The sequence below is a fragment of the Holophagaceae bacterium genome (assembly GCA_016720465.1).
Lineage (GTDB): Bacteria > Acidobacteriota > Holophagae > Holophagales > Holophagaceae > JANXPB01.
The window spans coordinates 1236710-1260289 of sequence record JADKKO010000004.1; the positions used below are offsets into that span (position 1 = coordinate 1236710).

The 23580-nt window shown below is 62.5% G+C and carries 19 protein-coding genes and 1 pseudogene; 16 read left to right on the plus strand and 4 right to left on the minus strand.

What is annotated here, in order from left to right:
* Positions 1-105: 105 nt before the first annotated feature.
* The 8 genes and pseudogenes from IPQ13_12815 to prfA all read left to right on the plus strand — a co-directional run bounded on the left by IPQ13_12815 (position 106) and on the right by prfA (position 7041).
* Complete coding sequence (locus IPQ13_12815; protein MBL0211770.1) at positions 106-1212, plus strand: efflux RND transporter periplasmic adaptor subunit; 1107 nt, start codon at positions 106-108, stop codon at positions 1210-1212.
* 40 nt (positions 1213-1252) lie between these two features.
* Positions 1253-1935, plus strand: a pseudogene (locus IPQ13_12820) (ABC transporter ATP-binding protein).
* Entirely contained in the window at positions 1932-3098 is a 1167-nt protein-coding gene (locus IPQ13_12825; protein ID MBL0211771.1) for an ABC transporter permease, read from the plus strand. Before IPQ13_12820 ends, IPQ13_12825 begins: the two are co-directional and overlap by 4 nt.
* Positions 3095-4321, plus strand: a complete 1227-nt coding sequence (locus IPQ13_12830) for an ABC transporter permease (GenBank protein MBL0211772.1) — start codon at positions 3095-3097, stop codon at positions 4319-4321. The genes IPQ13_12825 and IPQ13_12830 overlap by 4 nt, the downstream gene beginning before the upstream one ends.
* Before the next feature lie 92 nt (positions 4322-4413).
* Complete coding sequence (locus IPQ13_12835) at positions 4414-4758, plus strand: PadR family transcriptional regulator (GenBank protein MBL0211773.1); 345 nt, start codon at positions 4414-4416, stop codon at positions 4756-4758.
* The gene (locus IPQ13_12840) at positions 4755-5525 is read left to right on the plus strand and encodes a hypothetical protein (protein MBL0211774.1); all 771 of its coding nucleotides are present in this window, start codon (positions 4755-4757) and stop codon (positions 5523-5525) included. The genes IPQ13_12835 and IPQ13_12840 overlap by 4 nt, the downstream gene beginning before the upstream one ends.
* Positions 5526-5640: 115 nt before the next feature.
* Entirely contained in the window at positions 5641-5898 is a 258-nt protein-coding gene (gene rpmE, locus IPQ13_12845) for a 50S ribosomal protein L31 (GenBank protein ID MBL0211775.1), read from the plus strand.
* A 69-nt stretch (positions 5899-5967) separates the two neighbouring features.
* Positions 5968-7041: a peptide chain release factor 1 gene (prfA, locus tag IPQ13_12850; GenBank protein ID MBL0211776.1), complete on the plus strand. Its 1074-nt coding sequence runs from the start codon at positions 5968-5970 to the stop codon at positions 7039-7041.
* Between the two features lie 6 nt (positions 7042-7047).
* Here prfA and IPQ13_12855 read toward each other — a convergent pair whose 3' ends face one another.
* On the minus strand, positions 7048-7908 hold the full coding sequence (locus tag IPQ13_12855) for a hypothetical protein (GenBank protein MBL0211777.1): 861 nt from the start codon (positions 7906-7908) through the stop codon (positions 7048-7050).
* 95 nt (positions 7909-8003) lie between these two features.
* Between IPQ13_12855 and hrcA the strand changes: the two genes are divergently transcribed.
* The 4 genes from hrcA (at position 8004) to dnaJ (ending at position 13194) form a co-directional block, all read left to right on the plus strand.
* A complete protein-coding gene (gene hrcA, locus IPQ13_12860) occupies positions 8004-9053 on the plus strand; it encodes a heat-inducible transcription repressor HrcA (protein MBL0211778.1) in 1050 nt (349 codons plus the stop codon).
* A gap of 57 nt (positions 9054-9110) precedes the next feature.
* Positions 9111-9905, plus strand: coding sequence for a nucleotide exchange factor GrpE (locus IPQ13_12865; GenBank protein ID MBL0211779.1), 795 nt, complete (start codon positions 9111-9113; stop codon positions 9903-9905).
* Between the two features lie 209 nt (positions 9906-10114).
* Positions 10115-11974, plus strand: a complete 1860-nt coding sequence (gene dnaK, locus IPQ13_12870; protein MBL0211780.1) for a molecular chaperone DnaK — start codon at positions 10115-10117, stop codon at positions 11972-11974.
* Between the two features lie 47 nt (positions 11975-12021).
* Entirely contained in the window at positions 12022-13194 is a 1173-nt protein-coding gene (dnaJ, locus tag IPQ13_12875) for a molecular chaperone DnaJ (GenBank protein ID MBL0211781.1), read from the plus strand.
* A 30-nt stretch (positions 13195-13224) separates the two neighbouring features.
* Here dnaJ and IPQ13_12880 read toward each other — a convergent pair whose 3' ends face one another.
* Both IPQ13_12880 and IPQ13_12885 read right to left on the minus strand, forming a co-directional pair.
* Positions 13225-14385, minus strand: coding sequence for a GGDEF domain-containing protein (locus IPQ13_12880; protein MBL0211782.1), 1161 nt, complete (start codon positions 14383-14385; stop codon positions 13225-13227).
* A 6-nt stretch (positions 14386-14391) separates the two neighbouring features.
* Complete coding sequence (locus IPQ13_12885; GenBank protein MBL0211783.1) at positions 14392-16359, minus strand: hypothetical protein; 1968 nt, start codon at positions 16357-16359, stop codon at positions 14392-14394.
* Between the two features lie 265 nt (positions 16360-16624).
* On the opposite strand from IPQ13_12885, the gene pilB reads away from it, so the two are divergent.
* The 4 genes from pilB (at position 16625) to IPQ13_12905 (ending at position 21546) form a co-directional block, all read left to right on the plus strand.
* The gene (gene pilB / locus IPQ13_12890) at positions 16625-18460 is read left to right on the plus strand and encodes a type IV-A pilus assembly ATPase PilB (GenBank protein MBL0211784.1); all 1836 of its coding nucleotides are present in this window, start codon (positions 16625-16627) and stop codon (positions 18458-18460) included.
* A 45-nt stretch (positions 18461-18505) separates the two neighbouring features.
* Positions 18506-19684: a type IV pilus twitching motility protein PilT gene (locus tag IPQ13_12895; GenBank protein MBL0211785.1), complete on the plus strand. Its 1179-nt coding sequence runs from the start codon at positions 18506-18508 to the stop codon at positions 19682-19684.
* A 107-nt stretch (positions 19685-19791) separates the two neighbouring features.
* Complete coding sequence (locus tag IPQ13_12900; protein MBL0211786.1) at positions 19792-20994, plus strand: type II secretion system F family protein; 1203 nt, start codon at positions 19792-19794, stop codon at positions 20992-20994.
* An 87-nt stretch (positions 20995-21081) separates the two neighbouring features.
* The gene (locus tag IPQ13_12905; protein MBL0211787.1) at positions 21082-21546 is read left to right on the plus strand and encodes a type II secretion system protein; all 465 of its coding nucleotides are present in this window, start codon (positions 21082-21084) and stop codon (positions 21544-21546) included.
* Positions 21547-21562: 16 nt separating this feature from the next.
* Here the strand turns inward: IPQ13_12905 and IPQ13_12910 are convergent, their stop codons facing one another.
* Positions 21563-23509: a hypothetical protein gene (locus IPQ13_12910; protein ID MBL0211788.1), complete on the minus strand. Its 1947-nt coding sequence runs from the start codon at positions 23507-23509 to the stop codon at positions 21563-21565.
* Positions 23510-23580 lie beyond the last annotated feature (71 nt).

Here is a 23580-nt window from a genome sequence, read left to right on the forward strand (position 1 = left end):
TGGAACCTGCGCCTTCGCCGATGGGTTCCCGTGCTTCACCTAGACATGCATTGAATTCAAGGACCCAGCCGTTAATCTGTTGGTTTGACATTTTTTGGAGGGCCCATGGCCGATGCCCAGGCGAACAAGAAATCCGTCATCCGCCGCCGCTTCCCCTGGGGATGGCTGGTTTTGGGTCTTATCGGCGTCCTGGCGGCGGTCGGGTTCATGGCCCAGAAGAACGCGCCGGTTTCCGTGAGCACGGTGCCCCCGACGGTGTTCAAGGCCGGCGAGCGCAACCCATTGGTGACGGCGTCGGGCTACATCGTGGCCAGGACCCGCGCGACCCTCTCCAGCAAAGTGCTGGGGCGCATCTCCTGGCTGGGCGTGCAGGAAGGCAGCCATGTCCAGGCCGGGCAGGTGATCGCCAAGCTGGAAGCGCCGGACCTCATGGCTTCGCGCAACGCGGTGGCCTCGCAGTTGGCGCAGACCGAATTGGACCTGGGGCGCTCCCAGAAACTGGTGAAGGACGGCATCCTGGACCAGGCCAGCCTGGACCGCCTGGTGAATCTGGCGAAGCAGCAGGCCGAACAGCTCAAGTACCAGGACGCCCTGCTGGAAAGCATGTCGCTTCGGGCGCCCTTCAGCGGCGTGGTGACCCAGAAGCTTTCGGAAGTCGGCGAGACGGTCGCGCCGGGCAGCGCCGGCGGCGCAAATGCCATCAACGCCATCGCGGTGCTGGTGGATTTCAATTCGCTCGAAGTGGAAGTCGAAGTCAACGAGGGATCCATCGCCAAGCTGAAAAAAGGCATGCCCGCGGAAATCCGCGTGGATGCGCTGGAAGGGCGGAAGCAAGGCGCCAAGATGCTGAAGGGCCAGCTCCGGGAGATCTATCCCAGCTCCAACCGCCAGAAAGCCGTGATCATCGTGCGGGTGGCCTTCGTGGAAAAGGATCCATTGCTGGTTCCGGACATGGGCGCCAAGGTGACCTTTCTGGGCGACACCTACGCGCAGGATGTGGTCGTGCTGGGCCGGGAGCAGGTGGTCAAGCGGAACGGCCAAAGCTTCACCTGGGCCGCTGAGAAAGGAGCTGCCGTCCTGAAACCCGTCCTGGTGACCGCTGAAAACCCCGTCGGAATGGAAGTCACCGGCATCAGCGCCGACACGCAGCTCATCGTCGCGCCACCGGAGAACCTAAAGGCCGGCGCGAAGGTTTCCGTGAAGGCGAAATGAAGTGGACGGCACCCTGAACGGCCTAGGAAACGGCGACGCCATCATCAAGCTGCGCGACATCGCGAAGAGCTACTGGCGGGAGACCCTTGAGATCCCGGTGCTGCAGGGCATCGACTTCGACCTCCCCAAAGGCGGCTACTACGCGCTGATGGGGCCTTCGGGGTCCGGAAAGACCACGCTGCTGAACCTCATCGCGGGCATCGACCGGCCCACGGCCGGCAGCCTGGAAGTCTGCGGCTACGAGCTGAACGATCTCGATGACGATGAACTGGCGGCTTGGCGGAACTACCATGTGGGCTTCATCTTCCAGAATTACAACCTGATCCCGGTGCTCACCGCCTTCGAGAACGTGGAATTGCCCCTGCTGCTCACGCCGATGTCGCGGCGGGAGCGGCGGGAGCGGGTGGAGGAGGTCCTCTCGCTGGTGAACCTGCAGGACCGGATGCTCAACTATCCGCGCCAGCTCAGCGGCGGACAGGAACAGCGGGTGGCCATCGCCCGGGCCATCGTGGGCGATCCGACTTGCTGGTGGCGGACGAGCCCACCGGCGCCCTGGACCACCAGAACGCCGAAGAGATCCTGAACCTCATGGAGCGGCTCAATTCGGACATGGGCAAGACCATCCTGATCGTGACCCACGATCCCAAGGCGGCGCACCACGCCAAGGTCCAGATCCATCTGGACAAGGGCGTCTTCGACCGGACCGTCGAGGTGAACCGGTGAAGTACATCCGCTTCATCCTCAAGTCCCTGATGCGCTCCAAGCGGCGCACGCTGCTGATCCTTTCCACCATCACGCTGTCGGTGTTCCTGGTGACGGTGCTGCAGTCGCTGCTCACCACGCTGGATGCGGTTTCCAATAATCCGACCTCCAGCAACCGCATCGTGGTCCGGCACAAAAGCGGCCTCGCCCAGGTGCTGCCCATGAGCTACCTGGCTTACCTGAAGGCCCAGCCGGAGGTTGAATCCGCCACCTACCTGCAATGGTTCGGCGGGCAGTACAAGGACCCGAGCAATTTCTTCGCGAATTTCGCATCGGACGAAACCACGCTGTTCCAGGTGTTCAAGGAGGAATTCGGCGCTTCGGGGGTGACCGAGGACCAGATCCAGGACTTCATGCGGGATGGCAGCGGCTGCATCGTGGGCCGGGCCTTGGCGGATAAATTCGGCTGGAAGGTGGGCGATGTGATCCCGCTCCAGGGCACGATCTTCCCCATCAGCCCGCGGCTCACGGTCCGGGTGATCTTCAAGGGCACGAAACCCAGCCAGGAAAATGTACTGCATTTCCACTACAAGCTGCTGGAGGAAAGCGTGCCCCGCATGAAAGGCAGGGTGGGGACTTTCTTCCTGCGGGTCCACAACGCCGATGAGATTCCCCGGCTGAGCGCGCGCATCGACAATCACTACGCCAATTCCGCGTTTGAAACGCTATCCGAGACCGAGAACGCCTTCAATCTGAGCTTCGTGAAGATGCTCGGCAATATTTCCGCCATGATCCAGGGCATCACAGCCGCGGTGCTTGTGGCCATCCTCATCGTCACGGCCGGCACCATGAGCATCGCCATCCGCGAGCGCACCACCGAGATCGCGGTGCTCAGGGCCATGGGCTTCCGCACGGGATTGGTCCTGAGCCTGCTGCTGGGCGAGGGCATGCTGCTGGTGGGCGCGGGCGGGCTCTTCGGGGTGGGCCTCGCGGGCCTCGCAGCAGGCGGAATCCGAAAAGGATTGGGGGCTTCGGTGCCCTTCCTGGAGGACTTCAGCCTCTTGCCTTCCACCATGCTGCTCTGCCTGGGCATTACCTTCGTGGTCGGCCTGCTCTCGACCTTCATTCCGGCCTACCAGGCCATGCGGCGCCCCATCACTGAGGGGTTGAGGTCCATCGGATGATCATCCTGGGGTTCATGGGCGCGGTCTTCCTGGGCTACCTGGCCTGGCTCACATGGGCGGCCCTCGCCTATCCGATCCCCCTCAGCTACAACCTCCGGAGCTTGTGGCAGCGCAAGGTGGCGACCATCAGCACCGCTGGCGCCATCGCCTTGGTGGTGGGCATCTTCGTGGTGGTGCTGTCCCTGGCCCAGGGCCTCTCGAAGGCCTTCGTGAGCTCAGGCCGCGCGGACCAGGCCATCGTCATGCGCAGCAATGCCCAGTTCGAACTGAACTCCAGCATCGATCGGGGGCAGGCGCGCATCCTGGAGGTGCACCCCCTGGTGGCCAGGGATGCCGCCGGCCCCTTGGTGAGCGCCGAAGTGGTGGTGATCAAGATTTTCCAGAAATCCGACGGGGCCGATACCAATGTGACCGTGCGGGGCCTTGAGCCCACGGGCATCCGCCTGAGGTCCCAGGTGAAGTTGGTGGAGGGTCGGTGGTTCCGGCCGGGCCTTTCCGAAGTCGTGGTGCCCCGCAAGATGCAGGGGCGTTTCACGGGAATGGAGCTGGGCCGGATCCTGAAAATGGGCGGCCGCGATTGGGAGGTGGTGGGCGTCTTCGATGGCGGCGGGTCCTCCTTCGACTCCGAAATCTGGTCCGATGTGGTGGATGTCCAGCAGGCCTACAAGCGGGAGAGCTTCAGCTCCGTCCTGGCGCGCCTGGACACGCCGGAGCGGTTCAAGGCCTTCAAGGAGAGCGTGGAGGAAGACAAGCGCCTGAAGCTCGACACCATCAGCGAGAAGGCCTATTTCACCGAACTCACCAAATCCGGAGACCCCATCCGGATCCTGGGCAACCTCATCACCCTGATCCTCACCGCGGGCGCGATTTTCGCGGCCATGAACACCATGTACGCCTCGGTCTCGGGCCGCGCCAAGGAAATCGGGACCCTCCGGGCCATCGGCTTCCGGCGCCGGGAGATCCTGGCCAGCTTTCAATGGGAAAGCATCCTGCTGTGCGGACTGGGGGGCGTCGTCGGAGCTTTTCTGGCGCTGTTCGCCAATGGAATCCAGACCGGCACGACCAGTTTCCAGACCTTCAGCGATGTGACCTTCGCCTTTACCATCACGCCGGTGCTGATGCTGGAAGGCGTCGCTTTCAGCCTGGTGATGGGGCTGCTGGGGGGATTCTTCCCGGCCTGGAAAGCTTCCCGGATTCCCGTGGCCGAAGCCATGAAGGGTTGATGGAAGCCCTTGAACAACGCCAAATCCCGCCGTGCTTCCCTCTTGCCCCCATCGCCTTGCGAGGTAGACTGAAGACTAAACCGGGAGATCTCATGGACCGTGAACTGCTCAAGGGAAGCACACCCATTCTATTGCTCTCGCTTTTGACCGAAGGGCCCATGTACGGCTATCAGATCATCGAGACAGTCCTGGAACGCACCGACGGCGCCTATACGCTGAAGGAAGGCGCGCTCTATCCGGCGCTCCATAAGCTCGAAGCCGCCGAATTCATTTCGTCCTACTGGCAGACCCAGGCGAACGGCCGGGACCGGCGCTATTATGCGATTCTTCCCGCAGGGGCCACCTTTCTTGAAGCCAAGAAGAAGCAGTGGAGCCTGTTCGTGAACATGGTGGAGGGTTTTGTGACGCCTGGCGGGTCGGCGGGTCCGAAGGGATGAACAGGGCACTGGCCGCCTACCTCGACGAGGTGGAGCGCGGCCTCCAGGCCATGCCGGTGCGCCGGCGCCGGCTGGTGCTGCGGGAACTGAAGGCGCATCTCCTGGACGAGGCCGAAGCCCATGGCATCACCGAGGATGGGCCCATGTCGCGGCTGTTGGATGCCAAGGAAAGTCCGCGGGAGCTGGCCCTGGAACTCTCCGATGGAGAGGTGAAGAATCTCAGCCACCGGCACGTGACCTCTTTGCTGGCCGGGGCTCTCATCGGCGCCGCCACCGGTGGCCATCTTTTCGCCCAGGGCTGGCTTTGGTACATCAGCCTGGCGTTCGGCGTGGTCCACGGCCTGGCGGTGGGCGCGGGATTCTTCTGGGTGCGCCGACATTGGCAGCGGCTGGGGGACGGCTGGCGCCTCGTGATGGCCGTCAGCTTCACGGCCCTGCTTTCCATTCCCTTGGGGTTCACCAGCACCCGGGGCTTCATCATCACCCGGACCTTCTACGGGGCCTACACGGGCTTCCTGCTGGAGCGGCACGCCCAGAAGCGGCCCATCTGGCAGTGGGCCCTGGAGACGCTGGCGTTCACGGCCTTCATCTTCTTCATGGAAGTCGTCGTGCTCCAGCGCGTCCATTTCCATTGGAACAACCGCGGCCTCTTCATGGTGCTGGGGGAGTTGAGTTTCAACCTGGCCATCCAATTGGGGGTGATCGCCGCCCTGCGGCTCCAGCGGATGCTGGCTGGGCGCTGGGTTCTTAGGCCCCAGAACTTGTAGGAGCCTGTTTCAAAATGAAGGCTTTTAGGCTCCCGGGTCTTTTGCTAAACTATTCCTCTTGCATGGACAAGCCGCGTGCCGCATACGTGCATCCGGTCGGTCATAGGAGGCAGACATGAAAACCAGCATTCATCCCGAACTGCACGATGTGAAGGTTCACTGCCAGTGCGGCAACGAGTTCATGACCCGTTCGACCAAGAAGGAGATGCGCGTGGAAATCTGCTCCGCCTGCCACCCCTTCTACACGGGCAAGCAGAAGAACATGGACACCGCCGGCCGCGTGGAACGCTTCAACCGCAAGTACGCCAAGAAGGCCGAAGCCCCGGCTGCTGTGGAGGCTTCCGAAGGTGCCGCCGCTCCCTCTGAAAATTAGCTACTCATCTCCGAAAAACGGGCCGAGCTTTCGGCCCGTTTTTTTATGCCTTCACAGGAGATCTAGCCTATGAAAAACCGACTCGAATCCCTGGAATCCAAATTCTTGGAAGTGGAGGCGCAGCTCCAGGACCCCGCATTCGTTTCGGATGCCAAGAAATTGCGGGAATTGGCGAAGCTGCGCGCCGAGCTGGAGCCGGTGGTCGGAGCCTGGAGGGCCCAGGCCAGCCACCAGAGACAACTGGAGCAGGCGGAGGCCATCGTCAATGACAAGGCGATGGATCCGGAGCTGCGCGAGATGGCCGCCATGGAGATCACGGAGCTGAAGGACTCCCTGGAGCAAGGTGAATCGGTATTGCGGAAGCTCTTGATTCCCAAAGATCCCAAGGATGAGAAGAACGTGATCCTCGAAGTCCGCGCAGGCACCGGCGGCGAGGAAGCGGCGCTCTTCGCGGCGGAAATCTTCCGCATGTACACCCGCTTCGCGGAGCGCCGGGGATTCAAAGTCACGGTGATGGACCAGAGCGAGGCGGATGCGGGGGGGCTCAAGGAGGCCATCGCCGAGATCCAGGGGGAAGGCGCCTACTCCCTGTTCCGTTTCGAGAGCGGCGTCCACAGGGTCCAGCGCGTGCCCAAGACCGAAACCCAGGGGCGGATCCACACGTCGGCCTGCACGGTCGCGGTGATGCCCGAGGCCGAAGACGTGGAAATCGAAATCCACCAAAAAGACCTGCGCATCGATACATTCTGCTCGGGCGGAAAAGGGGGCCAGAGCGTGAACACCACTTACTCCGCAGTGCGCCTCACGCACCTTCCGACCAATACGGTAGTGCAATGCCAGGATGAGCGCAGCCAGATCAAGAACATGGCCAAGGCCATGACGGTGCTGCGCTCGAGGCTGCTCCAGAAAGCCCAGGATGAAGCCGACGCCGCCAACTCAGCCATGCGGAAGAGCCAGGTCGGAGGTGGCGACCGCAGCGAAAAAATCCGCACCTACAACTTCCCCCAGGGCCGTGTGACCGACCATCGCATCGGCCTCACCCTGCATCAGCTCGACGCCTTCATGCAGGGCCAGATCGAACCCGTCATCGAGCCCCTCCGCTCCGCGTTTGAAGCGGAACGCCTCCAGCAGCTCGGGGTCTGAGCGCCGCTATTTCTTGACCGTCACCTTTTCCGCTGTGGAAAGGGTGAAGACCACCGGCGTGGCGGCCTTCATGCGGACCACCGTATCCGCCGTGGCCGCGGCGGCGGCGGTTCCGGCGGCGGCGCCGATGGCGGCCCCGCCCAGGGCATGGTCATTCTTGTTCTTCTTGTCCGAGAGGATGCCGATCAGCGCCCCGAGCGCGGCGCCGCCCCCGATGATCTTGGCGTTGCGCTCGCCGCGCTTGTCCCCGACCACCAGGTGCGTGTCTGAATCCACATCGTTCGAGCCCACTTCCGTGAGGCGGATCGCCAGGCCGCCTTTCCCGCTGGCCAGGCGGCCGAGCGGGGCGCTCTGGGTCACCACGCCATGCACCGGCGTGCCCGCCTTCCAGGCGGCGCTGCCGCCCACCACCACGTCGCTCGCGAGGGTGCCCGACCAGGCATCCCCCGCCTGCTGCTTGTCGGTGCCAAGATCCTGGTCGAGCTTCACTTCGACGGTGGTTCCGATCGGTACTTCCAGGACGATGGTCTTTGGAGCCTCCGCCTTGGGCGCGGGCGCTGCGGCCAACTGCTCGGCTTCCCGCTTCTTCGCCTCGGCCTTTTTCTTGGCGGATTGCAATTGGCGCTCGATGGCCTTCTGCTCGCCCTTGGCAACGCTGTCCAAGGTCCCTTGGTCCGCCTCCTTGGGGGCATGCTTCCCAGCCTTCAGATCCGCCAATTGCTGTTCGAGCCGCGCCACCCGATCATCGGCCGCTTTGGTCGCTTCCTGGGCGGCGATGGCTTCCTGGCTGAGTTTCTTTTCACATGAGATCCCGGTCAGGGCCAGGACCGCGAGAATGGCCATGGATGCCGCACTTCGAGTGTTCATAAAGCCTCCCTGAAAAGTATGACCTATAGTGGAGACATCCTTAGGCAGGTTCCAGGCACTGGCCGGGACGCCTGACAAATGGCTTGGCGGATCCCTTGAACGGCCCATTAGACCCCCGCAGCGAATCGGTGCTGAAAACCCTCATCGAGACTTACCTGTTGGAGGGTGAGCCGGTGGGGTCCCGGCTGCTGTCGAAACGCTATCCGGAACATCTGTCCTCGGCCACGATCCGCAATGTCCTCTCGGATCTGGAAGAGGACGCCATGGTGGCTCAGCCTCATACCTCCGCAGGGCGGATCCCCACGGAAAGGGCTTACCGGTACTACGTGAACCGGTGGCTGCGGCTCCGGGAGCCCGACGATGCCATGGGAGCGCAGTTGCGGACCGCATTGGAGGGCATCGAGCAGGACCCGGAGTCCTGGCTGCGCCATGCCAGCCGGGTTCTGTCGGAAGTGATGGGCGGAGTCTGCATCGCCCTGCCGCAGCGCCTTTCCTCCACCCGGTTGGTGCGCATGGAATTCGTGCCGCTGGACCGGCACCGGCTGGTGGGCGTCTGGGTGGGAAGCCTTGGCGAAGTGGAGCATCAGATCCTGGAGAATAAATGGGGGTTTGATGCCGCCACCCTGGTGGAGCTGGCGAATTTTGCCTCCGAGCATTTCAAGGGGTGCACTCTGGCGGAAATGCGCCAGAAGCTGCTGTCGGCCTTGCAGGAAGGCGCAGGAGAAGCCAAGGCGATGTGGGAGCGGCTTTCCAATCTGGCCTCCCGGTGGCCGGACCCGGCTGCGGCGAGCGATCCCCCGGTGGTGGTGTCCGGCCTGGGGCAGATGGGCCAACTGCCCGAATTCGAAGACTTGGACCGCTTCCGCTCCCTGGTGGCGGCCTTCGAGGAACACCAGAGACTGGCCCTGCTGCTGAACGCATTCGGCCAATCCGCGGCCATGGAGGTCCAACTGCTCCTGGGTTCCGAAAACCCGTTCCTGGAATCCATGCCTCTTGCCACGATGGTGCGCAGCGTGCCGCTGGGGGGGCAGACCTGGGCCACTTTCGCGCTCATGGCCCCGCTTCGCATGGATTATGGCCGGATTCTGGGGGGCCTGGCCTGGTGGTCCCAGGCGGTGCAGCGGCGGACCAATAGCCTGGATTGATTTTCGCCGGCAAGCGAGAAGTTGGAGCATGGCGCAGAGTTTGCCTACAATGGGTTCATGGTTCCTGAGCCGAACGCCTCACCCGACAAATCCCCGACTTACGATCTCATCAGCGATGCGAACGATGCGGCTGATCTCCGAGACGCGAGCACGGTGGAACTGAACCTGGATGACGCGGACGCCATTGATTTGCAGGCCCTGGCGGATGAAGCGGCCAATGCCACGCCCGAGTTCATGGCTGCCGGAGACGACGGGGAGGACGACGAGAACGCGGCGATCGATTCCATACTCCTGGACCCTGAAATGCCCGCCGCGACCGCCACGGCCGAAGACTACGAACGCCAATTGGCCCGGTTGCACATTCAGGTAGGCGAGTTGGAAAATCGTGAAACCGATGTGCTAGATCACTATAAACGTCTGAAAGCGGAATATTTGAATTACCGCGACCGATCCGCCCGGGACACCCAGGTGGCCCTGAACCAGGCGGACCGCAAGGTGCTCATGGAAATTCTTCCGGTCCTGGACAACTTTGAACGCAGCCTAGGTGCTTCTTACCCAGACATGGATGCCTTCCGGATCGGCGTGGAGCTCATCCACAAACAATTCGTGGACGCGCTGCGCCGCATAGGGGCGGAACCCGTCACTCTCAATGTGGGCGATCCCTTCGACGCCCTCCATTCCGAGGCCCTGACGACCATCTCCAATGTGAACCTCCCGGATGGGGCCATCGCGGCGATCTACGAACGGGGTTATATGCTGCGGGACCAGTTGCTGAGGCCCGCCCGGGTGGTGGTCAACCATAATCCCGATGCAGAGACGAACCCTGGTGACGACGCCGGCCGGGTGCCCTGAATCCCGTTCACGAAACCGGTCCAGCGCACGGCAGATTTGGGCGCTTGCCAAAGAAAGTCCACGCGGCGCCCGATGATTTACTGGGCGTCGACGATCTGGACAATTCCATCGGAAATGCACTGGTTATTCATACCGGCTATTAAGAAGCCAATGGAACAAACCGCACTATTCCAGTAGTATTCGAGCCGAGCTCAAGCGGAGAAACACCTATGGCCGGAAAGTTGATTGGCATTGACTTGGGAACCACCAACAGTTGTGCCTGCGTCATGGAATCGGGGGATGCGCGGGTGATCCCCAACCGCGAAGGCAGCCGCACCACGCCCTCTGTGGTGGCGTTCACGGATAAAGGGGATTCCCTCGTCGGCCACATCGCCAAGCGCCAGTCCGTGACCAACCCTCAGCGCACCCTGTTCGCGATGAAGCGGCTCCTCGGCCAGCGGTTCAGGTCGCCGCGGGTCCAGGAGGCCGCGTCCCGCCTGCCCTTCACCATCGTGGAAGCGCAGAATGGCGATGCCTGGGTGAAGATCGGCGACCGGGAATACGCTCCCCCGGAGATCAGCGCCATCGTTTTGCGCTCCCTCAAGCAGAGCGCCGAGGCCTTCCTCCACGAGGAAGTGACGGACGCGGTCATCACGGTCCCCGCCTATTTCGACGATGCCCAGCGGCAGGCCACCAAGGATGCGGGCCGCATCGCGGGGCTCAATGTGCTCCGCATCATCAACGAGCCCACCTCCGCGGCGCTCGCCTACGGCATCGACAAGAAAGGCAGGAACCAGCTCCTGGCGATCTACGATCTCGGCGGCGGCACCTTCGATTTCACGCTGATGGAAATGAATGACGGCGTTTTCGAAGTGCTCGCCACAAGCGGTGACACCTTCCTGGGCGGCGAGGACTTCGACAACAACATCATGCTTTGGCTGGCGGAGCAGTTTAAGGAAAAGACCGGCATTGATCTCAATGGCGACCGCATGGCCCTGCAACGGCTCAAGGAGGCCAGCGAGAAGGCCAAGTGCGAACTCAGCACGCTCGACAAAGTGGAGATCCGGCTGCCGTTCATCGCCCAGGGCCCCAGCGGCCCGCAGCACATGGAAGCTACGCTCACGCGCGAAATCCTGGAGGACATGGTCCGCGGCCTGGTGCAGCGGACCCTCGATCCGATCCGGGACGCCATGGAAAGCGCGCGGAAGCAGCCGAAAGATGTGGACGAGATCATCCTCGTGGGCGGCCAGACCCGCATGCCGCTCGTGCAACAAGCGGTGCAGGACTTCTTCGGGAAAGAGCCCAACCGCAATATCAATCCCGACGAAGTGGTGGCGACCGGCGCATCCATCCAAGGCGCGGTCATGCGCGGCGAGGTGAAGGACCTGGTGCTGCTGGACGTGACGCCCCTCTCCCTCGGCATCCAGACCCAGGGCGGGGGATTCGTGAAGATCATCCAGCGCAATACCACGATCCCCTGCAAGGATTCCCGCACCTTCACCACCGTCACGGACAACCAGAGCCGGGTGGAAGTGCATGTGCTCCAGGGCGAGCGGGAATTGTCGGAGCACAACAAGAGCCTGGGACGCTTCGACCTCATCAACCTGCCTCCGCTTCCCAAGGGCGTGCCGCAGATCGAGGTTTCCTTCAATATCGATTCCAACGGCATCGTGAAGGTCAGCGCCAAGGACATGATGACCAACCTCGAACAGACCATGAGCATCCGGCCCACTTCGGGCCTTTCGGAGCTGGAAATCCAGCGCATGGTCCGGGAAGGCACCACCAATGCGGAAGACGACCTCAAGCGGCGCGACGAGCTGAAGTACCTGGCCTCCGCCGAAGGCCTGCTGTTCTCCTGCGACAAGAGCTTCATCGACTGCGGCAAATACCTGGCCGCGGAAAAGCAGGAATTCGTGCGGGAGATCCTGAACAAGGTGCGTTCGGGGGTCGCCGATAAGGACGTGGACCTGCTGCGGAGCACCGAAGGGGACCTCCTTGAAGCCCAGAAACTCCTCACGGACGCGGTGCTCGCCGCCAGCGAGGCCATGATGTCGGCCCTGGACGGCGAGGGCGGAAATGCAGGGAATTAAGCGTGGCAGCGGTTCCTCCGGCGCCGGGGATGGGTTAATCTGAATCCATGAAACGGGACTATTACGAGGTGCTGGGCCTTGAGCGCTCCGCCTCCCTGGACGAGATAAAAAAGGCCTACCGCAAGCTGGCCATGCAGCACCACCCGGACCAGAATCCGGGGGACAAGGCGTCCGAGGAGAAATTCAAGGAGGCCGCGGAGGCCTATGGCGTGCTTTCCGACGCCGAGAAGCGCAAGACCTATGATCAGTTCGGCCATGCGGGCCTGGGCGGCAATGGCGGGGGGCAGTCCTTCCAGTTCGATCCCCGGCAGTTCGCGGGCTTCGAGGACATCCTCGGAAGCTTCTTCGGGGGCGGCCTGTTCGGCGATGCCTTCGGCGGCGGGCAGCGGCGCCGGTCAGGGCAGGGGGAACCCGGTTCGGACCTGCAATACACCCTCCGGATTCCATTCCGGGACGCGGTGTTCGGATTGGAGAACCAGCAGATCGAGGTGCCCCGCCTGGAGAGTTGCGACACCTGCGGCGGCAATGGCTGCGCGCCGGGCACCAATCCCCAATCCTGCCCCCAATGTCGAGGCACCGGCCAGGTGGCCATGCGCCAGGGCTTCTTCCAGATGGCGATGCCTTGTCCGCGCTGCGAGGGCCGCGGCAAAATCATTCCGAACCCTTGCGCCACCTGCCGGGGCCAAGGCCGCATCCAGCGGCGCAGCACCGTGACCTTCCGCGTGCCCGCGGGCGTGGACCGGGGAATGCGCCTGCGGCTGGTCGGGCAGGGCGAGGCGGGCACCTCCGGCGCCCCGCGGGGCGACCTTTACATCGTCTGCGATGTCCAGGAGGATCCGCTCTATCAGCGCGACGGCGTCGATCTCCATGCCAAGCAGGAGGTGCCGTGGCCCCTGCTGGCGTTGGGAGGCAAGCTCAAGATCGAAACCCTCTACGGCGAGGACCACATCAAGATCGAGGCCGGCACGCCCTCGGACACCGTGGTGAAGCTTGTGAATGCAGGCGTGCCGCGGACTCGAGGTAGCGGACGTGGCGACTTGTACCTGCATATCCGCGCGGCGGTGCCCAAAAAGCTGACCGGCGACCAGGAAGCGCTGGCGCGGCAGCTACTGGACGCCCTGCAAGGCGAGGACGCGGACCCCGCGGCTGAAGCCGAAGAAGGGCTGCTGGCCAAGGTCTTCGGCAGCCACTCGAAGAAAGGCAAGAAGAACCGCAATTGAGGATCGCCGCAGCTGGCCGCACCGGCTCGGTCAGGTCCCATCGAAAATGACGACCCGGCCCTTGCCCAGGGACTTGGCCTTCAATAGCGCCTTGTCGGATCGCTCGATGAGGGTGTCGGCGCCATCCGCATGGTTGGGAAAGGCGGCGATGCCCACGCTCAGTGAAATGGGCACCAGGTTCTCGCCCACTTCCAGGTGGCTCACAGCTAGGGCCTCGATGAGGCGTTCCCCGAGGATCGCCGCCCCTTTCGCGTTGGTGCTGCGCATGAGAATGCAGAATTCATCGCCCCCGTACCGGTACAGCCGGTCCTGGGCGCGCATGAGCTGCCTGGCCTCGAGGGCCACGGCCTCCAGCACCCGGCTGCCGGTGGGATGCCCGTACTGGCTGTTGAGCATCCTCAGGTTGTCCACATCCAGGAACAGGAGGGCCACCGATTCCGATTTGCCGGCAGCCTCGCGGATCACCTCGGGCAGTTCCGCCTCCAGGCAGCGCCGGTTCTGGGCCACCGTGAGGTCGTCCTTGAAGGACAGCTCCCGGCTGTGCTCGAGATTCCAGGCGTTGAGCAGCAGCGGTTCCAATTCCCGCAGCCAATCCAACGTCCCGCCGGTGCCTTTCTCCGCATTCCGCAGCCGGAGCAGACCGATGTTTTCAGGCGGGCAGATCGCGATGGCCTCTCCGGACTCCACCAGCCGGTTCGCCTCCGCCCGGCTCAGCGGGGCCTCGGCGAAACCAGCCCCCGCGCGCTGGTAGTAGGCTTCTTCTTTCCTCAGCCAGATGGCTCCGGCACTGGCGGCGGAGAGTCTGAGGCACTGCACCAGCACGGGTCTTAAAAGCTCATCGAGCGTGGCCAGGTGCAGCAGCTGCTTCAGCCAGCCATCCGTGTCCATGATGCGCCCCTCAAGGTAGAGCAGGGCGTCCCGGACTTCACTGAGGGGCGCGGATTGCCGGACGACCCATCCGGCCCGTTGGGACAGGACGGCGCTGGTCTGCTCCGGGGTCCCCTCCTTCACCCACCACAGCACGGCCGTAGCCTTTTCGGGGATCCAGCGCGGATCCGGTTTATCGGCCACCACGAACAGGGTCGAGCCCTCGAGCCTGTTTGTCTGCGAGAACCCCCATTGCGAGAGGGAGGTTTTCAATTCCTCGGTCCCTGAAGCTGGATGCACCTCAAGCCAGTGGATGTAGGTCATGGGGCATCAGTTCAGCGCAGCGTCGAGCCGCATCGATAGGTGTTGAAGGTGGGAACCCAACATCCGCAGGGATGGCGTGGAAACCTTCGCGCCGCGCTCGGTCCGCACCCACCGCTTGAGCAGCGCGAGGGCCTGGGGATCCCGCACGCCGAGCCGCTTGGTGGTCTGGATGAGTTTGTGGACGAGGCGCATGCGGTCCGGGCTTTCCTTGGGTTCGGAATCAACCTGCTCGCATAGTTTGAGGGCTTCACGGGAGATGGTCAGATCATGGCGGATGAGGGGGACCCTGGCATTGATGCGGAGTAGGAACTGCTCCAGGAAGCGGAGCATTTCGCTTGCGAGCTCGGTCGCATCCTGGAGGGACCGCTCCATGTTTTCCGGGTCGTCCAGGCTGCGGTACATGGCGGCGGAGATCCGCTCGAACTCGTGGCGGTCCGGCGTCCGGATCAGCAGGAATTCCGGGCTCCGCCGGAAGGAGGCAACCTGGTATTGGGTCTGGGACAGCACCAGGGCCAACCGGGGCCAATCCCTCAATTCCAGGTTCAGTTCCAGCTTGTTCAGCATGGGATCCAGGTATTCCCATAGCCGGTGCAGTCGTTGGCGGAGCCGGTCGCCTTCCTCCGTGAGCGAGGGCGAATCCGGGAACAGGCGCTGGCGGAGTTCCGCTGAGAAAAGGCCCACCAGGTCGCCCATGAGCTGGCGCTGGTGGTTCAGGAGGAGGGCTTTCAGGTTGTCGAAAACCTGTGCCAGCTGGTCTACGTCGTTCTGGGCGAGCGTCTGCTGGAGCAGCCCGCGGATGGTGCTCTGGTCCTGCAAAAGACTCAACACAGCCTGGCGGAGGAATGCGCCGAGCAGCAACTGCTCCTCGCTCCCCTTCGGCAGCAGCTCCGCCGACCGCGGGTGGTAGACCCGTTCCGCAAGGCGGCCCAGCTCGGCTTCCATCACGTAGTAGATCGGGACCATCGCATACCGTTCCGTCACCGTCGCATTCGCTGCGGGTTCCATGGATTCCACGAGGCTCGAGAGCGCGAGATGGCTGGCCAGGGCCCGGGCCACCACCAGGAAGGCGGCTGGGTGGTCCTTTTTCATCTGCTTCAGCAGGCGCCGGACGTCCGGCGGCAAGGATTTCTCGAGGAGTCCTTCCTCGACCCTAGGCAGGGTCCAGCCCAGGTGGTTCCAGAGCCATTGGAGGCTCCCGCGCACCTGCTCCAGGGCCGGCCAATAAAAGCCCCGGTCCAGAGGACGGAGCAGGGTCATCCGCAGGCTGGCGATCACATGCTGGACGAGCTGCAAGGGCTCGATGCGTTCCCGGGTCGCCTCGGGCACTGCGCTCTCAAGGATCTCCGCGAGTTTCCGGAGGGCTTCGGTGGGCCTGCCGCCTTCGCCCTGGAGCGAGCGGTTCAGGACTTTCATCTGGGCATTGAGGCGGTTGACCAGCTCGGGGCCGGCCTCGGCGGAGCCCAGGGCGCCGAACAGTTCCTTGAAGTGGTCCTTCCGCTCCGCCAGGAAGGCCGCCCAATGTTCGCGGAGCTGCGGCTGGCCGTCCGCGCCCATGAAAGTGGACATGGTCCTCAGGGAGGCCGAGAGGCCCAGCAGATGGGCGATCCATTCGGGCTCCTCGTTCACCATGAGCAATTCTTCATGGGCGGCCTCGGCCAGGTAGCCCAGCCTGGCCAGGGTGTGGGTCAGCACCAGGCCCATGGCGGGACGGATCTCGCCAAGATTCTTGTCCGAAAACCGATTCAGAAAGGCGAGGAAAAGCCCAAAAGAACGCCTTAGCTTGGCCAGGTTCGCGAGTTCCCGGGAAACGGCCGGAACAGCGGTGGGGCTGGATTCGATCAGGGGGGACAGGTCCCCGGAGCCCGCGCGGAAAATATCATCGAGCAGGGCGAGATCCTGCCGCGAAAGGCCCTTATCCCGGATCAGGGCCTTGACTTCCTGGAGGCGCTGACTTGGTGTCTTTTCCTGGGACATGGAACTAGGATAGCGGGGCAGCCCAAACTTTAGGAGCCGTTACAGCGTGGCCAGCGCTTTTCTGGCCGGGCGGTTACGGCTCCTTATGTCGGCCAGAGGCCGGCGCGTTGGCTGCTTCTCCACGGTAAGTCGAAGGCGGTTACGGCTCCTTAGGCCGGATGCCAATCGTAATGACAGAGTCATTTTGATAGCGACGGCTGCCAGTGCGCCTGATCTTGTTAATCCCAGCAGTGCTACACTCGGCAAACCCATCTGGAGGAGTTCCGTGGCCACCAAGCTCGGCGACATGTTGGTCAAATCCCAGCTCATCACACCGGAACAACTGGAAGAAGCCATTCGGTTCCAGCGCAGGGACGGGGGAAAGCTTGGCAGCATCGTCGTCCGCCAGGGGTATTGCTCGGATCAGGACATCGTCAGTTTCCTGGGCATGCAGTACGGGGTCCCGGCCGCGGATCTGGATCAATGGCCGGCCATCGATCCAGGGGTGATCGCCCTGGTGCCCTCGGAACTGGCCCACAAGCACAAGGTGCTGCCGCTGCAGCGCTCCGGGAACGTGCTTACGTTGGCCATGTCGGATCCCACCGACATCTTCGCGATGGACGATGTCCGATTCCACACCGGCTACAACGTGGACCCGGTGGTTTCGTCCGAGATCGGGCTGGCCAGGGCCATCGAACGCTACTACGGCGGTTCCAGCGGCTTGAAGCTGCGCGAGGACAGCCCCTCCACCAGCCGCGGCATGAGCGCGCCTGCCGCGCAGCAGGCGCCGGCCGCCTCACCGTTCAATTTCGACGAAGCGCCGGACGACGCCCTGGATCTGAAGTCCTTCGAAGAGGACATGGACACCGACACGCAGTACGACACCTTGGATGAGGACGAAGGCGACAACATCAATGTCGCCGCCCTCAGCAAGCAGAGCGAGGATGCCCCGGTGGTGCGCCTCGCGAACATGGTGCTCATCGATGCCATCCGCAAGGGCGCCTCCGACATCCACATCGAGCCCTATGAGAAGAGCTACCGCATCCGGTTCCGCATCGACGGCCTGCTCATGGAGGTGATGCGCCCGAATTTAAAGCTGAAGGACCCGCTCACCTCGCGCATCAAGATCCTGGCGAAACTCAACATCGCCGAAAAGCGGCTGCCCCAGGACGGCCGCATCAAGCTGCGCGTCAATCTCCAGGGCCGCCAGAAGACCATTGATTACCGAGTCTCGATCCTCCCCTGCCTGTTCGGCGAGAAGATCGTGATGCGGCTGCTCGACAATGATTCGCTCATGCTCGACCTCACCAAACTGGGCTTCGAGCCGGAGAGCCTGGAGGTGTGGAACCGCCAGATCGACAAGCCCTACGGGATGGTGCTGGTGACGGGCCCCACGGGCTCCGGCAAGACCAATACCCTGTACTCCTCCATCGCGAAACTGAACGAGCCGCACGTGAACATCATGACGGCCGAAGATCCGGTGGAATTCAATTTCGCCGGCATCAACCAGGTCCAGATGAAGGAGCAGATCGGCCTCAATTTCGCGGCTGCGCTCAGGTCCTTCCTCCGCCAGGATCCCAACATCATCCTGGTCGGAGAGATCCGGGACTTTGAAACGGCGGAAATATCCATCAAGGCCAGCCTCACGGGCCACCTGGTGCTGTCCACGCTCCACACCAATGATGCGGCCAGCACCATCAGCCGCCTGATGAACATGGGCGTGGAACCGTTCCTGGTGGCGACATCCGTGAACGTCATCTGCGCCCAGCGGCTTGTGCGGAGAATCTGCTCCAACTGCAAGGCGCTGGATCCGACGGTCCCTCCGGCCGAGGCGCTGAAGAAAGTCGGGTTCACCGAAGAGGAGATCGGGCGGCTGAAAATCATGCATGGTCAGGGCTGCGAGATCTGCCACAAGAAGGGCTACAAGGGCCGCGTCGGGCTCTATGAAGTGCTGGAGATGTCCGAAACCCTGAAGGACATGGTGCTGACCGGAGCATCGGCCATCGAACTCCGCGAGCAGGCCATCAAAGAGGGGATGATCACCCTGCGGCGGAGCGGCTGCCGCAAGGTATTGGATGGGGTCACCACCATCGAGGAAATCATCCGGGAAACTGTCGTCTAACATTCACTTCCACCCTGACCCGTAAGCTCAGATGCGAGGACTGAAATGGCCGATGTCAATTACGTTGTTCCCCTCCAGCAGCTCCTGAAGACCATGGTCGAATATGGTGGAACGGACCTCCACATCACCACCGAGTCGGCGCCTCAGATCCGCATCGATGGCCGCATGGTCCCATTGAAACTGCCGCCGTTGGACGCGACCCAGACCCGATGGCTCTGCTACGGCGTCATGACCGACCAGCAGAAGCACCGCCTTGAAGAAGATCTCGAGGTGGACTTCTCCTTCGGGCTCCAGGGCATCGCGAGGTTTCGCGCCAATGTGTTCAATCAGCGGGGCGCCACCGCCGGGGTCTTCCGCACCATCCCTGAAAACATCCGATCCTTCGAGCAATTGGGGCTTCCCCCGGCCATCCAGAGCCTCTGCGACAAGCCCCGGGGGCTGGTGCTGGTGACCGGGGTGACCGGATCCGGCAAGTCCACCACGCTGGCCGCCATGGTGGACAAGATCAACACAGATGAGCCGCTGCACATCCTCACCATCGAAGACCCGGTGGAGTACGTCCACAAACACAAGCGCAGCCTCGTGAACCAGCGGGAGATCCACGCGGACACCCACAGCTTCAAAAAAGCCCTCCGCTCGGCTCTCCGCCAAGACCCTGATGTGGTGCTGGTCGGCGAAATGCGGGACCTGGAAACCATCGAGTCGGCGCTCACCATCGCCGAGACGGGCCACCTGACTTTTGGAACGCTCCACACGAATTCCGCGACGCAGACCATCAACCGCATCATCGACGTCTTCCCCAGCCACCAGCAGAGCCAGGTGCGGGCCCAGCTCTCCCTGGTGCTCGAAGGGGTCGTCTGCCAAAGCCTCATCCCCAAGGCGAGCGGAAAAGGCCGGGCCCTGGCCCTGGAAGTGATGATTCCCAATTCGGCGATCCGGAATCTGATTCGGGAGGACAAAGTCCACCAGATCTACAGTTCCATGCAGACGGGTCAAATCAAGTTCGGCATGCAGACCTTCAACCAGAGCCTTGCGGAACTGGTGATCAAGGGGGAGATAGCGCAGGACGTGGCCACCGAGTTCTCCAGCAACCATGATGAGCTGCGGGAACTGATCAACCGCGGGGTGGGAACGGTGAACATGGCCCCCCAGGCTCCTCAGCCCAAGCCTGGCGGTCTCGGCGGTCTGCTTGGAGGCAGAAATCCCAACATCAAGTACACCTAGCGATTCCAGGTGATGGCCAGGTGATTTTTGCCCAACCCTTTCCAATATCAATGCTTCACCCTATGCTGATCCAAGCAATGTCCAGCCACCTATAAACGAGGTTTCCGATGCCTGCATTCGCATGGAAAGGCAAGAATCGATTGGGCGAGGTCCAAGAGGGCCTCATCGTGTCCGACTCCAAGGACGCGGCCTCTGTCACCCTGAAGCGCAACGGCATCCAGATAATATCCATCAGAGCCCAGCAATCCACCGGCACCAAGAGCCTGGGCAAGGTCAATGCAAAAGACCTGGCCATCTTCACCCGCCAGTTCAGTGTGATGATCGATGCTGGCCTTCCCTTGGTCCAATGTCTAGAAATCCTTGGCGCCCAGCAGGAAGACAAGGGATTCCAGAAAATAATCGCCGCCGTGCGCCAGGATGTGGAGCAGGGCGCGACCCTCCAGACCGCCCTTTCGAAGCACCCCAAGGCTTTCAACGACCTGTACGTGAACATGGTCGGGGCCGGCGAGGCAGGCGGCATCCTCGACGTGATTCTGCAGCGGCTTTCCGGCTATATCGAAAAAGCCGTCAAACTTACGGCCAAAGTCAAGAGCGCCATGATTTATCCCATCGCGGTCATCAGCATCGCTCTCATCGTGGTGGTGATCATCATGGTGAAGGTCATCCCGGTGTTCAGCGCCATGTACGAAGGATTGGGATCGACCTTGCCGCTGCCGACCCGCATCTGCATCGGGATGTCGAACGTCCTGATCCGCTATTCCTACATCGTGGTGGCCTTCGCCTTGCTGATCTATTTCGGCATTCGGCAGTACTACAAGACCGTCCCCGGGAAATTGCAGATCGACAAACTGATGCTCAAGCTGCCGGTGCTCGGCGACATCCTTCTGAAAGTCGCCGTGGCCCGCTTCTGCCGGACCCTGGGAACGCTGATCAGCTCCGGCGTCCCCATCCTGGAAGGCATGGACATCACGGCCCGGACCTCCGGCAACCAGGTCTGCCAGAACGCGATCCTCAGAGCCAAGGAAGCAGTGGAACAGGGCCGGAATATTGCAACCCCCCTCGCCGAGACCAAGGTGTTCCCGCCCATGGTCGTCCAGATGGTGGGCGTCGGTGAGGCCACGGGCGCCCTGGATGCGATGCTCTCCAAGGTCGCGGATTTTTACGAGGATGAAGTCGACAACGCGGTGGCCGGCCTGACCAGCCTGATGGAACCCGTCATGATCGCCATGCTCGGCGGCATCATCGGCTTCATCGTCGTGGCCATGTACATGCCGATCTTCCAGCTCGCCAACGTGGTCGGAAAAGATTGACGATCTGCCGGGTTGAAGACCCGCATCGTTCTTGCATAGAATGCACAGTTCACAGGGTCATTCCTGCCATGGAGGCGAATGATGAAGATGGCCACCACCCAAACACCAGCCGCGCAGCGGGGTTTCAGCCTGATCGAGCTGCTCCTGGTCCTGGCGATCATCGGGATCATTTCCGCGATCGCGATTCCTTCGTTCCTGGGCCAGCGGCGCCGGGCCCGGGTCATCGGCGACGCCAAGGCCAACGCCGAAGTGCTGCGCATGGCCCTCGAAACCCGCAAGGCGGAAATCGGAATCTATGCCCCGGTCGCATCCTATAGCTGGACCGCCGCAGGTGGCGCCCCCTCCGCAAGCGTCAACCCGGCTCCCGGGTTTGTGGTGAAGGGGGCCAGCAAGATGGATTTCAAGGTGGTGGTCGCCAATGGCGGACTTTCCTACCTGTTGAACGTGACCGACCCGGGCATGGGCAATGCAGTCGTCATCCAACGGGACCAGGCGGGCCGCCAGTTGGATGGGACCGGCGCGGTTGGGCTCACGACCTACGAGAAAAACTGATAAAGCCAGATTGAGGCTATTTTTCTTGCATTAACATGGATTCGATCTTGCGTTTTTCTTCCTGGAAGCGCTTTTCATCGATGTCGAGGATCGAGATTTCCTCGTAGCCGCGGTAGTGGAAGGCTTTCGCCCCACCCCCGACCAGAGGTTTGAAGATGTGGAGGTCCGGCCCCTGGGCGTACGCCAGGCTCGCGTCCTTGGCCCGTTCCTCGACACTCTTGTCGTACTTGGTGAACCAGATGCCTCCGGGGCCGATATAAGTGCTGACCGCCAAGTTCTGTTCGGGCTCCGCCCGGAATTTTACGGGGTCTTCACCAAAGGCGGAAGTCGCCAGCGTGTGATAGCGCATGGGGGCCGTGGGTTCGCAGGCCTCGAAAAAGGCCGCATCGAAGGGGCCCCGGCCCGCGAGGAGGCGCCGGACGCCATCCCTGAACCCCAGGAGACTCGTGGTCCCCTCCCGCGGACTGGGTTCGACCTTATCTGAAAAACCAGGCCCAGCCATGAGCAGAGCCACACGGCATTCCCAGGGGTCGAGGTTGAATCCATGGACACCCTGGAGTTGGAAGCCGTTGGCGACATTATGGAACCGTTCCCCGTGATCGGAGAACAGGGCTCTCGTGGCCCCTTTATAGTGAGGGTCTTGGTCCAGTGAATTCCAGATGGGCTCCCAGGCCTTCAGGATGCTGGCCATGCGGATCTCGTAGCCCTTGAACGGGTTCGTTCTCGGATCCGCCTGGAGGATGTTCTTTTCGGTGACCAGGCCGATGTGGACCACGGGTTCGTAGTCCCGGGGAGCCAGGGTCCACCAGCGGCCCGTGTCCTTCAATTCCTGGCGTGTCAGGAAGATGGGCTGGTGTGCCAGGCAGGTGTGGAACATGACCCAGCCGCTGCCGCGCCCCAGACGCAAGGCTTCCTTCAATCCCTCATCCATGGATGCCCACGGATTCGTGGTGGGGAAGGGCTTGAACCAGTTTTCCCAGACCGCGTAGAGCGGAAAGCTCACCGCCAGATTGGAGTTCACGAAATTCTCCCAGCCCGTGGCTGGCATCAGTGCATCGTCGAGATCCATGTGGCGGCCCACGGTCCCGATGGTTCCGCCGTCATCGATGTAGAAACGCGGTTTCCAGCCCTTGGCGGTGGCGTCCCGCAGAAGGGCGAGATCATGGGGATGCTCGAATTCCTCCACCGACGGAGCCACATGGCCGATGGTGTAGGTCATGGCATTTCCGCCCCAGAGGATGTGCCACAGCATCCGGGTGGCAGGTATCACCGTATAGGCGTTCTTGTAGCGGATGCCTTTCAGGGAATCGGACCGGGCCAGGAGCGTATCCGAGCGCAGCCCGTCCACACCCAGGAAGAGCACCTGGCAGGGCTGGTCCCCCCCTTTGGCCGCGGGCGCTGGCCGAGGAATCCACTGGGGCGCGTAGGCCAGACCGGACCAGAGGAGGAGCCAGGAGGCGAAGGTGGTCGACCTGGACAGATAGCCAGCCTCCTTCTGGCGCGCCAACCAGGTGATGGGAAACACAAGCGCCAGGCCGATGAGCAGCGGAAACAGCAACCAGAAGGGGATCCCCCGCAACCCCGGAAGCACCCACAGTGTGGATGGCACCTGCCACCACAGCACGAGATGCATCCAGAGCAGCGCAGAGAATCCGAAGGCCAAAGCCTCCCGGCCTTTCCATTCCCTCAGCCAGCCTCGGCGGGACAGCAATCCAGGAAACAGGGCGCTGAGCCAGGCCGTGATGCCTGCCGCAAAGTAGACGGGCACGAGGATCCGCAGCGCGTACTGGATTCCGAACGCCTTGATGGGCCGGTATCCCATGGACTGGGAGATCCATCCGGACAGTCCCGCCTTGGCCAACTTGAATCTCAGGTAGGCCAGCGCAAACAGGATCAGAAGGAATAGCGGGCCCACGAAGAAAAGAGCCAGGATACGGGTCGGACGTAAGCGGGGATGGGCCATGGCGCTCGGGCAACCTTTTGAGGACTAGGGATGGAGGTAGAAAAAAAGGGAGGGGGAAACCCCCTCCCTTC